Below are 12,093 nucleotides of genomic sequence, written 5' to 3'. Positions count from 1 at the left end.
TCTCCAATGTGTGTGTCACATCCTGTACACCTTTTATACAGCGCATGATTCGAAGCTCAACATGAAGCTCCGAATCTGATTCGCTCTCTTATCAATTTATAAATTTGAAGATTTTCCAACTCCCTTCTAATCAGAAGGAAATTGCTTTTTTACATGGTAATTTTTGGGAACGTTGTTTCAAGATTTCATAGCCTCGATCGCCATAATCAAAGCGTGCAATCACCGAAGCAAATTTCTTCAGACTGAGAGGTGCATCCATGGCTGGTAGTTTTAATTCGATAAAGGTCAGACCATCGAACTGGTCGATACTATCCAATGTTTGTTTAAGTTGACCTGCGGTTTCTACCACACAACTTTTATAGGCTTTCGTGCCATTAAAGACATTTGGAATTTCGGCATATTTCCAATTTTGCACATCGTTATAGGCTGCATTCTCTCCCATGATCAAACGTTCAATGGTATAGCCACCATTATTCAATAAGAAAATAATCGGCTTGAGGTCATGACGGATAATGGTTGAAAGTTCCTGTACGGTGAGCTGAAATGAACCATCACCAATAAACAGGATTTGGCGACGCTCAGGTGCAGCCAACAAACTACCGAGTAATGCTGGCAAGGTATAACCGATAGAGCCCCACAGTGGTTGTGCAATATATTTAGCGGTTGCAGGTAGCTTTAAACCCGCCAAAGCAGAGTTAGATGTTCCAACTTCACCAATAATCACATCATCTTCTTTTAGAAAACCTGAAATTGCATTCCATAAAACGTCCTGACTCAATGCTTGCTGTTCAGGAACTTCTACAATTGTTGAAGGCTGTTTTTCCAACATTGGCTTGCTTAACTTACGTGGTGCAACCTTCTTATTCAGCTCCACCAACAATTGCCCAATTTCAATGCCTGGAAAATCCTGTCCAAAAATCGTTAATGCATAAGGCTTAATTTCAATATAGTTTTCAGTGGCAATCTGATGGGTAAACACGCCTGTCCCAACATCGGTAAAACGCACACCGATACCAATCAAACAGTCCGATTGCTCAATAGTACTGCGGACATGCGGCTGGCTTGCTCCACCGACATAAGTTCCCACATAACGTGGTGAACCTTCATCCATAATATTTTTCGCGGTGAGCATGCTGGCAAAAGGAATCGAACATTTTTGTGATAAATCATTGAGTAGCGAAGTCACGCCAAAAACCGATGCTTCATTATCAATTAAAAGTGCTGGGCATTTGGCATGTGCAAGGATGTCACACAATTTCGCTACAGCACTTTGTAACAGCTCTGGCTCAACTGCTGGATAGGATAAATCCAATGGACGATCTGTCACCTCAACTTTAACATGAGTAATATCTGACGGTAGTTGAATATGGACTGGACGGCGTTCAAGAAAACATTGGCGTAACACACGATCAATTTCAAAGATAGCATTGGCTGGGGTCAAGCGTGTTTGAGCGACTGTGAATTCTTTCATACAGTTCATGATGTTGTCGTAGTTACCATCCACCAGTGTATGATGTACTAGTGTTCCCTTTTGAACGACATGCAAAGGTGGAATCCCTGAAATATGCACGACTGGTACATTCTCAGCATAAGCGCCTGCAATGCCATTAATTGCACTTAAATCACCGACACCATAAGTGGTGGTTAAGGCACCAAAACCGTTAATGCGTGCATAACCATCTGCCGCATATGCTGCATTTAATTCATTACAATTACCGATAAATTCGAGCTGTGCATCTGCTTCTACTTGCTCTAGATAAGAAAGGTTAAAGTCACCAGGTACACCAAACAAATGCTGGATACCCATTTGCTTCAGACGAAGATTTAAAAAGTCACCGATTTCTATGAACATTGCTCTACATCCTTTCAAGTCAATTTTTTATTCCATAGAAAAATAATATTTCATCTACCTGTTAAATTTCGTGCATAATAAAAACGGATTTTAATAAAAATACAATATTTGTGTATCATAAAAGGATTTTATGCAATGGATAAGTTCGACTGGCAAATCATTCAGGCATTACAAAAGAATGGACGGCTCACCAATCAAGAAGTAGGAGATTTAATCGGTTTATCGGCCTCACAATGTTCAAGAAGACGGCAGTTACTTGAGCAAAAAGGTGTGATCTTGGGTTATGCGGCTCGCATCCACCAACAGGCTTTGGGCTTAGAGGTAACAGCAATGATCCACATTAACCTGCGTATCCATGAAGCCAAGTCACAGCAAGCCTTTCAGGATTTGATTGAAGCTGAAGACAATATTCAAGATGCTTTTTCAATCAGTGGTGATGCAGATTTTATCTTAAAAGTCGTCGCAGAAAATTTGGAACAGCTTTCCCAATTCGTGACGGAACGGCTGCTTTCTTATGGATTTATTGGGCATATCAAATCTTACATTGTGTTAAAAAAAATAAAAGAACAGAATCATTTCTTAAGCAAAGCCAAAAACCACAGCTACCACCCTGCCACTTAAACCCAGTTTTAAGCAGCATCGTGCATAAAAAGAAAAAGGCGGATATCAAATCCGCCTTAAAATCATCAATATCTACAGTTTGTTGATATGCACAGTTTGTCCAACGGTATTCTCTAGCAAACCTTCCATACCAAACTCAGCACCAACGCCTGACATTTTCCAACCACCAAACGGCGCATGTGGGACAATTTCTGCATGGGTATTGACCCATGCCGTACCACATTGTAGTTGCGAAGCGTATAACTGCGCTGCTTTCAAATCACTCGACCAGATTGAACCACCTAATCCAAACTCACTGGCATTGGCACGTGCAATTGCATCATCAATATCACGATATTTTAGAATTGGTAACACTGGACCAAACTGCTCCTCTTGTACCACTCGGCAGCTTTCATCCAGTCCAGTTAAAATCGTTGGTGCAATAAAATAGCCTTGCTCAGGTATAATCTGATCACCTGACAACGCCTTGGCACCTTGTGCAAGCGCATCGGAAATTAAGGCTTTTACTTTTTGATATTGCAGCTGATTTTGCACAGGACCAAAAGTGGTCTCTGTAGCCATACCATCTCCAACATTTTGGGCATTGGCAATATCAGCCAGTTTTTGTGCTAAAGCATCATATTGGCTTTCATGCACATATAAACGTTTTAAAGCAGCGCAGGTCTGCCCAGCATTTAAAAATGCCACATTAAAAATTCGTTTGGCAATCTGATCAAGATCGGCATCAGGTAAAACAATCCCTGCATCATTGCCACCCAGCTCTAGGGTCAGATGTTTTAAGGTTTTTACCGCACCAGACATAATGTGCTGACCAGTTTTAGTCGAGCCTGTAAAAACCACCTTGGCGATATCAGGGTGAGTCGATAAAGCCTCACCAATTTCACCATTACCGGCAACAATCGAAATGACACCCGCTGGGACTTCTTGCTGAATGATTTCACAGAGTTTTAAAGTCGCTAAAGGGGTGAATTCAGAAGGCTTGTTGATCACCACATTGCCTGCACGTAATGCAGGCATGATATGCCAAACGGCAATCATCAGCGGCCAGTTCCATGGTGTGATCGAAGCCACCACACCTAAGGGTTGGTAATGACGTTCAATCCGTTTTTGTTCACTATCTTCAACGATATCAACAGGCATTTCCAAGCTTGCGGTATAACGTGTCCAGCCAATCGCACCCTGCACTTCCATTTGTGCCAACGCCAGTGGTTTACCTTGCTCTAAAACAATCAATTCAGCCAAGGTTTCGGCATGCTGTTCAATCCCATCCGCAATTTTGTTGAGTATACTTTTGCGCTCTTCATGAGAACTACGTTGCCAGCTTCTGAAAGCTTGCTTTGCTGCCTCAATTGCTTGATTGACCTGTGCAATCGAAGCCTGCGCACACTTTGCTGCAATGGCAGCTGTTGCAGGATTGATAATCTCAAGTTCGCCTGCTTCACCAAGACAAGATTGACCGTTAATAATGAGTTTAAATTGGTTTTGCATATTCAAGTGTTGCATGCCTTGTTCCTTCTATTCATTGTAATCATGATTTTTTGCCTTATCTGACCTACGTTGTAGATCCCAAGTGCAAAATTGATGACATCTATCCATCAAAATATTGAGCATCTATTACTACAATATGGAATTTGCGCATCACAGTTTATGCATAATTATTTCTGATTTAGATTAAAAATGCACAATTTGTGCAGAACAGCGACAATTTTCTACCTTGTCATTATAAAAAACCATCCTATAGGCTCTAGACATGATCCATATGCACACCAAGCCAAATACACCACGCACTTCGGCAATCTCATCTTATTATTCTCAACGATAGCTTCAGAATTTCAGTTCGAATCCAATGTTCTAAAAGCTGCAACACTTCATTCAGTTTATTGAAATTTATTAGAACAGCTGGCTTCGCTATATTCATTACAAATGACTTAGAAGCCAACAATATGAACAGTAAAGTGATTACAACGTTTAAGCATACGGATTTACCCGTACACATGACATTTTCAGAGCATGATTGGCAATTGCTTGCTCAGCACTGGTATCCGATTGCGCTCGCCCGTGACATTAGCGAACAACCCACTGCGACCATGTTGTTAGATATGCCATTGGTCATCTACAAAATGGGAGATGAGCTGATTGTTGCAAAAGATGTTTGCCCACATCGTGGGGTTCCTCTTAGCTTAGGCCGTCATGATGGACAAGGCATTGTCTGTCGCTATCATGGATTACGCTTTGGACATGAGGGAAAATGCAACCGTATTCCAGCGCATCCACAGCATAAAATATCTGATCGCTTTCATTTGAAAACCTATGCTGCCACTGAAAAATATGGGCTGATCTGGTGTTGCTTGGCAGCTCGGCCTGATGATAAACCTGTTATTCCAGATATGCCATATTGGGATGATTCAGACTACCAACAACTGGTATGCCCATTTGTAGATTTGAATTGTTTTGCAGGTCGGCAACTGGAAGGATTTATTGATGTCGCCCATTTTGCTTGGGTACATCCTGATACCTTTGGTGATCCTGATGATGTTGAAGTACCAGACTATATAACCACAGAAACCAGTTATGGCTTTGATGCCGATTATATCAGCAGTGTTGGACGCTACCCGATTGGGACAGAGCAACGCGGGCAAGACAATTTCAACTGGCTCAGACATTTTGAAATCAGCCTGCCTTTTACTGCAACGCTCACCATCCATTTCCCCAATCAAAGCAAACAGGTCATTATGAATGCCGCTTCTCCCGTAAGCGCGCGACAAACTCGCCTGTTTACACCAATCTGCCGTAATTATGATAAAGATTTACCCGTTGAAGATGCCTATGCATTCAATTTGCAAATTTTTGAAGAGGATCGACTGATTGTCGAAACACAGAAACCTGAATACTTACCACTGGATTTATCGATGGAAGCGCATTTTCCAGCAGACCGTAGTTCAAGTATGTATCGTCGTCTTTTAAGAAAAATGGGATTCAATCCTATTTTTGCAGCCTAGCTGACTCAAACATTCAGTTCTAAGAGGCAATAAAAAAGAGGTCTATTTCAGACCTCTTTTTTATCTTGATGTATGTGCCAGATTGAAATTAATCAATCGCTGGAACATAAGTTCCTGCAGCAATTGCATCTTTAATACGATCAGCTTCTGCCAACACAAGTGCAAGCAAGTTTTGAACGTTTTCAAGCGTTGCAACTGGGCTTAAAGTGGTCATCTTCAATGATTGAACATTACCCACTTTGGTTACACCAATATTCGCTTCACCACGAGCAAACAATTCATCTGCCACGTTTTGGTTCAAGCTATCGATAAATTCAGCAGGATAACCTTCAGGTGCAACACGGAATAAGACTGAAGCAAATTGTGGTTCGATCAGTAACTCAAGACCCGCTGTTGCTTTAATATAATCAGCAACTTCACGTGTTAATTTCACACCATGATCGATCATTGAACCATAAAGCTCTTCGCCTAATGCTTCAACCGTCATCCACAATTTCAATGCATCAAAACGACGTGTCGTTTGTAATGATTTAGATACAAGGTTAGGTACACCATGTTCTTCATCATAAGCAGAGTTCAAATATTCTGCTTCATAATGCATAAAGCGATAGTTTGCTTCGTCTTTCAACAAGAAAGCACCACAGCTAATGCTTTGGAAATAATGTTTATGGAAATCCAGCGTGATTGAGTCTGATAATTCAATACCATCTAGCATTGCACGATGGTCATTTGAAAGAATCAGTGCACCGCCCCAAGCTGCATCAATGTGCATCCATGAACCATATTTCGTGGTAATTTCACGGATTTTCTTGAGTGGATCAATCGCTCCAGCATCTGTCGTACCCGCTGTTGCAACAACACAGGCTACGATTTTGCCTTCAGACTGAAGATGCGCCATGGTTTTTTCCAGTGCATCGACATCCATCTGTGCATTTTCATTCACAGGAACAGTGACAACAGACTGGAAGCCCATACCCATCATTGCCATGTTCTTTTGCACAGAGAAATGTGCATTTTCAGAACAGATGACTTTGACGTTTTTCATTGCTTCTGCTGGAATACCATCGCGCTGAACAGACCATGGCTTACCATTTTCGTCTTTCCAATTTTTCGAGATGCACCAGTCACGCGCAAGCAATACACCCATCAAGTTTGACTGTGTACCACCAGAAGTGAACACACCTGCTTGACCAGCACCATAGCCCACTTTTTGGCGAAGCCAATCAATCAACTGAACTTCCATTAACGAACCCGCTGGGCTTTGATCCCATGAGTCCATTGATTGGTTAGTTGCATTAATCAACACTTCCGCAATCTGGCTCATCACCATGGTTGGGCAGTGTAAGTGTGCAAGTGAGTGTGGATGATGTACTTTTAAGCTTTTATTGAGGAAAAGCTCAATCATGCGTTGTAAAGATTGTTGTACACCTAGACCTTCTTTTGAAGGTGCAAAAGAGATTGCTGCACGCAAATCTTTAATGCTGCCACCAGTATACATTTTATCGTTTTGCAACCATGCTGAAACGGCTTGTACCGCCTCGCCCATTGCTGACTCATAGTCAGCAATAGATTGAGCATCATTGCAGAGTAACGCTTTACGATGTTCTGCAAAATCAACCATGAATTAGCCTCGTACTGCTTTTAATGCTTCAGCAACAGCTTTCTTGAAACGAGCAACCGCTTCTACGCATTCTTCGTGATTGATAATTAATGGGCAAAGTAAACGGATGACTGTACCGTTACGACCACCTTTTTCAAGCAATAATTTATTGTTGAAACAAGCAGTCTGGATTGCAGCAGCCAATTGAGCATCAGCTGGTAATGAACCCATATGGTCCGCAGGTTTACGCTCGTCAACGATCTCAACACCGATCATCAAACCACGACCACGTACGTTACCGATACATGGGAATTCTTGAGCAAGTTTCTTGAACTCAGCTTGTAAGAAATCACCACGCTCTTGCGCATTTTGAGCAAGGTTTTGTTCTTTGATCACTTGAAGTGATGCTAAACCTGTACCCATTGCAAGTTGGTTACCACGGAAAGTACCCGTGTGACCCGCAGGCTGCCAAGCGTCAAACTTACGTTTAATACCCAATACTGCAAGTGGTAAGCTACCACCTACCGCTTTTGACATCACTACAACATCAGGCTCGATACCTGCATGTTCAAAGGCAAACATTTTACCTGAACGTGCAAAACCAGCTTGAACTTCGTCCAAAATTAAAACGATGTTGTGCTTTTCAGTCACTTCACGGATTTTTTGCAACCATTTTACAGGTGCAGTAACTACACCACCTTCACCTTGAATTGCTTCAAGAATCACAGCAGCAGGTTTAGTCACACCACTTTCAACATCTTCAATGAAGTTTTCAAAGAAGTAAGTTAAAGCATCAACACCCGCTTCACCACCTAAACCAAGTGGGCAACGATATTCATGCGGGTATGGCATAAACTGTACGCCAGGCATTAAGCCATTCACCGCATTCTTCGCAGACAGGTTACCTGTCATTGCAAGTGCGCCGTGCGTCATGCCGTGGTAGCCGCCAGAGAAACTAATCACTGTGCTACGACCTGTGTAGGTTTTTGCTAATTTAATTGCTGCCTCTGTACCATCTGCACCAGATGGACCACAGAACTGTAGACAATACTCTTCCTTACCACCTGGTAATTGCTCAAGTAATGCTTCAGTAAATGCATCTTTTAAAGGCGTTGTTAAATCTAAAGTATGCAATGGGAGACCGCTTGCAAGCGTATCTTGAATACTTTGAATTACCGCAGGATGGTTATGACCTAAAGCCAATGTTCCCGCCCCAGCTAGACAGTCGAGGTACTCAGTACCTTCAACATCAGTAACCCAGCAACCTAATGCCTTGGCTATCGCTAATGGTAATTTACGTGGATAGCTACGAACATTGGATTCCATCTGACTTTGGCGAGTCAGGTAGTATTCGTTAGTAGAATTAGTGGCAGGGTTTACAGAAGTAACGCTCATATCGAATTACCATCTCTGATATGGGTAAAAGAAATAAGTCTGGTGACTTGCGGTCGTTTGACTCGGTGCTTTTTAGAATCTAGTGAGACACAAATTTTATATCTTTCAACTAGGAGCGAGATGATACCTAATTTTGAAATAAAATAAACACTTTTTATGCCTTACATTCATCTAATCTTATTGAAAAAATGTTTCGCTCCAATAAGTATGATGAATTATCATCATACTATGTGACAAGCTAAAGAAAGTAAGCTTTTTTTAATCAGGCTTCTGTTTTTAGATAAATGGTCAAAACAATCCACATAATCCATTCATTTTTAATATTTTTTGTTTTATTTTTCTGTTGCAAAACACTGCTAATCTCTTACAAAGTCACCACAAAATATGCAGAAGTTTACCATGAGTTCTTTTTAATATCAATCTTGTAAAAAATAAATTTTCGATACCAAATTCTAAGGAAATTTTTATGCGTACTTTAGCACTTGCAACAATGATGATCGGGGCAGCACTCAGCCCAACCCTTTTTGCTCACGAGACAGAAAACTTGAACTACAATATCGTCAATATCCAAGCGGATGCTTCACGCCAAGTCGCAAATGATGAAATGCGTGCCGTTCTTTATATCGAAAAAAGCAACAAACAACCTGCTGAGCTTTCAAATCAGATCAATCAATTGATGAATCAGGCGCAAGCAATTTCACGTAAATATTCACAAGTGAAAGTCGAAACAGGCGCACAAAGTACCTACCCTGTGTATGACAATGACAGTAATAAACTAAAAGAATGGCGCGCTCGAGCTGAAATCCAACTTGAAAGTAAAGACTTTAAAGCAGCGAGTCAGTTAATTAGTGAGTTACAGCAAAGCTTCCAGACGCAATCGATTAACTTTACCGTGTCGGATGAGCAACGTAAAAAAGTCGAAAATGAGCTGATGATTGAAGCTTCTAAAAATTTCCAGCAACGTGCGCAAGCGATTACTCAAGCTTGGAGTAAAGCCCAATACAATTTAGTTAGCTTAAATCTAAATACCAGCAACTACTTTCCACAACCAATGATGCGTGGTGGTATGGCGAAATTTGCCATGGCTGAAGCAGCACCTGCACAAGATATGGCAGCGGGCGAATCAAAAATCACGGTTAGTGCCAATGGTTCAATCCAGTTTAAATAATAAATCTGACAACAAAAAGCCGTGCTTAAGCACGGTTTTTTGTTGTTTGAAATAGCCAAAAATATCTTTAGCAAAAAAACAATCAACTTAACTCCTTCCATAGTTATAAGTGATAATCGTTCTTATTTCATTCGGTGCAATAACTGATTAATATTCGGAAAATTTACAGCATTTGCCACTGATATGAAAATTGCATCCTATACAGCTACATCATTGATCAAATTCCAGCCCTCCTCTCTGAGTCTAGCGATTGCCATTTCATTGAGTGGCATATCACATACTGCTTTTGCCGATGAAGCACAACCCACTGAAACGCAAACGCTTGCGACGATTTCAATTCAGGCTCAGGGTAATTGGCTAGAAAATGCCAATGCGGAAAAAGTACAACAACATGCAGGTGCACGAAGCATTATCGATCGCAAGCGTTTGGATGAAATTGCCACCACTTCTATTCGTGATGCTTTAAAACAAATTCCTGGGGTGCAAGTCCAAGACAGCAACGGTACGGGTGGCAGTGATGTTTCTTTAAATATTGGCGTACGAGGTCTTACCTCACGCTTATCACCACGTTCTACCGTACTTATGGATGGTGTACCTCTCTCATTTGCTCCTTATGGCCAGCCACAATTATCTTTGGCCCCAGTTTCTATGGGTAATATTGAGTCGGTCGATGTGGTGCGTGGTGCAGGTTCTGTTCGTTTTGGGCCACAAAACGTTGGTGGCATCATTAACTTTACTACTCGTGCAATTCCAAAAGAGTTTTCAGGCTCAGTTGCTTTAACTACTGAGTTTGCAACAGGGACAGATCAACTGAAGTACACACCGAATGTGTTTATTGGTGGCACACTCGACAATGGCTTAGGAATGGCCCTGCTTTATTCAGGTAGCAAAGGTGATGGCTATCGTGAAGCCAATAATAAAATTGATATCGATGATGTCATGCTAAAAACCGCCTACCAATGGACTGATCAAGATGCCATTGCAGTCAACCTGCATCATTATGAAGGTCGTGGAGAAATGCCAGAAGGTTTGACTGCAGCACAATTTGCAGACAATCCCTATCAATCCAATCAAAGCCGTAACTATTTCGCAGGCCGTCGTTCTGATGTTTCAGTGAAATATAGTCATAAAGATGAACTGAATAATTTTGAAGTATTGGGCTATTACGTCGACTCTTTCCGTACCAGTGACTTAGAATCCATTACCAATACAGGTACCAGCCGTATTAGTAACTCTCCTCGTGATTATAAGTATTTTGGCATCGAACCACGCTATTCACGTGCATATAATTGGGCGGGAATGGATAACGAAGTCACTGTTGGCTATCGTTATTTACAGGAAGAAAGTTCTGAATTTTCAGGACGTACGCTCCCATATAACACCTTGACTGGCGTACCGGGTGATCGCCTTCCGAATACAACCAGTGATGGTGGCACCAAAGCCCATGCCATCTATATCGACAACCGTTTTGGACTCGCGAATTGGGTAATTACGCCTGGCGTGCGTTTTGAGTCTATTGATACACACAATGATTTCACTGCTTATCAAGATGGTGTTGTCACCAATACGGTTTATCCAAAAATCAAATCTGAAGAATTCCTTCCAAGCTTATCCGTACTCTACAAAGCCAACGAAAACTGGAATATTTTTGCCAATGCAGGTGTTTCGTTTGGCCCACAACAATATAACCAGTTAGTCACCACCCAAATGGTGAATAAGACCACCAATACAGCCTTTACCACCCTTGATGGATTACACCCTGAAAAATCTAAAAACTATGAGATCGGAACTAAATATCTAGGTAATGGATTGAATGCTGAGTTAACAGTCTTTTATTTAGATTTCGACAAAGAATTAATGTTGGAACGTCCTGATGCTATCGGTACAGGGATTTGGACAAATTTAGGTGCAACCAGCCATAAAGGCGTTGAAACTGGTATCAGTTATGATTTCGGTCAACTCGCCGATGCTTTAGAAGGGCTAAAAATCTACGGCAACTACACCTTTACTAAAGCAACCTCAGAAGCAGGAAAATTTGAAGGGAAAGACTTACCTTACTACTCACGTCATATAGGTAATTTAGGTCTGGCATATCAAATTGATCATTGGTCAATCAATGCTGATATGTTCGCTCAGTCAAAACAACATGCACCTGGTTCAGGCGATGTTTATATTACCGAAGAAACAGCAGATGGCCGCACAGGTGACATTCCTGGCTATTCAACCTTTGCGGTACGAACAGGTTATGACTTTAGTAATCAGCTCAAAGGCTTAAAAATTGCAGGTGGCGTAAAGAACGTGTTTGATACGCAATATTATACGCGCTCATCGGATGCCTCAGGGGGCAAGTACGTGGGACAACCACGAACCTTCTTCTTACAAACCTCGTATGATTTCTAAAGAGACCAAGCCGAGCTTTTAAGTTCGGCTTTTTCCTATCTATTACATTCTATTTTTA

The 12,093-nt window shown here is 41.5% G+C and carries 8 protein-coding genes; 4 read left to right on the top strand and 4 right to left on the bottom strand.

The features are described from left to right. Window positions 1-130 precede the first annotated feature (130 nt). The gene (locus tag FPL17_RS00785) at window positions 131-1,852 is read right to left on the bottom strand and encodes an alpha-keto acid decarboxylase family protein (RefSeq protein ID WP_159882548.1); all 1,722 of its coding nucleotides are present in this window, start codon (window positions 1,850-1,852) and stop codon (window positions 131-133) included. 135 nt (window positions 1,853-1,987) lie between these two features. Here FPL17_RS00785 and FPL17_RS00780 point away from each other — a divergent pair, with 135 nt between their 5' ends. After that, entirely contained in the window at window positions 1,988-2,473 is a 486-nt protein-coding gene (locus tag FPL17_RS00780) for an Lrp/AsnC family transcriptional regulator (protein WP_159882546.1), read from the top strand. 72 nt (window positions 2,474-2,545) lie between these two features. Here the strand turns inward: FPL17_RS00780 and FPL17_RS00775 are convergent, their stop codons facing one another. After that, window positions 2,546-3,976, bottom strand: a complete 1,431-nt coding sequence (locus FPL17_RS00775) for an aldehyde dehydrogenase family protein (RefSeq protein ID WP_159882544.1) — start codon at window positions 3,974-3,976, stop codon at window positions 2,546-2,548. Window positions 3,977-4,416: 440 nt separating this feature from the next. Here FPL17_RS00775 and FPL17_RS00770 point away from each other — a divergent pair, with 440 nt between their 5' ends. Then, complete coding sequence (locus FPL17_RS00770) at window positions 4,417-5,472, top strand: aromatic ring-hydroxylating oxygenase subunit alpha (protein ID WP_159882542.1); 1,056 nt, start codon at window positions 4,417-4,419, stop codon at window positions 5,470-5,472. Between the two features lie 88 nt (window positions 5,473-5,560). Here the strand turns inward: FPL17_RS00770 and FPL17_RS00765 are convergent, their stop codons facing one another. Further along, complete coding sequence (locus FPL17_RS00765; RefSeq protein WP_159882540.1) at window positions 5,561-7,093, bottom strand: pyridoxal phosphate-dependent decarboxylase family protein; 1,533 nt, start codon at window positions 7,091-7,093, stop codon at window positions 5,561-5,563. Between the two features lie 3 nt (window positions 7,094-7,096). Next, a complete protein-coding gene (locus FPL17_RS00760) occupies window positions 7,097-8,467 on the bottom strand; it encodes a diaminobutyrate--2-oxoglutarate transaminase (protein WP_005145147.1) in 1,371 nt (456 codons plus the stop codon). 466 nt (window positions 8,468-8,933) lie between these two features. On the opposite strand from FPL17_RS00760, the gene FPL17_RS00755 reads away from it, so the two are divergent. Continuing rightward, window positions 8,934-9,635, top strand: coding sequence for an SIMPL domain-containing protein (locus tag FPL17_RS00755; RefSeq protein WP_159882538.1), 702 nt, complete (start codon window positions 8,934-8,936; stop codon window positions 9,633-9,635). A gap of 183 nt (window positions 9,636-9,818) precedes the next feature. Then, the gene (locus FPL17_RS00750; protein ID WP_159882536.1) at window positions 9,819-12,035 is read left to right on the top strand and encodes a TonB-dependent receptor family protein; all 2,217 of its coding nucleotides are present in this window, start codon (window positions 9,819-9,821) and stop codon (window positions 12,033-12,035) included. Window positions 12,036-12,093 lie beyond the last annotated feature (58 nt).

The sequence above is a fragment of the Acinetobacter dispersus genome, from assembly GCF_009884975.1.
Lineage (GTDB): Bacteria > Pseudomonadota > Gammaproteobacteria > Pseudomonadales > Moraxellaceae > Acinetobacter > Acinetobacter dispersus.
The sequence above is the reverse complement of the archived record's forward strand: the minus strand, read 5'-3'. Positions and strand labels throughout refer to the sequence as shown.

Bases quoted from the DNA above. Each gene is read 5' to 3' on its own strand.
- FPL17_RS00775 (WP_159882544.1), bottom strand. From the start codon at position 3,976: ATGCAACACTTGAATATGCAAAACCAATTTAAACTCATTATTAACGGT.
- FPL17_RS00770 (WP_159882542.1), top strand. From the start codon at position 4,417: ATGAACAGTAAAGTGATTACAACGTTTAAGCATACGGATTTACCCGTA.
- FPL17_RS00780 (WP_159882546.1), top strand. From the start codon at position 1,988: ATGGATAAGTTCGACTGGCAAATCATTCAGGCATTACAAAAGAATGGA.
- FPL17_RS00765 (WP_159882540.1), bottom strand. From the start codon at position 7,093: ATGGTTGATTTTGCAGAACATCGTAAAGCGTTACTCTGCAATGATGCT.
- FPL17_RS00785 (WP_159882548.1), bottom strand. From the start codon at position 1,852: ATGTTCATAGAAATCGGTGACTTTTTAAATCTTCGTCTGAAGCAAATG.
- FPL17_RS00755 (WP_159882538.1), top strand. From the start codon at position 8,934: ATGCGTACTTTAGCACTTGCAACAATGATGATCGGGGCAGCACTCAGC.
- FPL17_RS00760 (WP_005145147.1), bottom strand. From the start codon at position 8,467: ATGAGCGTTACTTCTGTAAACCCTGCCACTAATTCTACTAACGAATAC.
- FPL17_RS00750 (WP_159882536.1), top strand. From the start codon at position 9,819: ATGAAAATTGCATCCTATACAGCTACATCATTGATCAAATTCCAGCCC.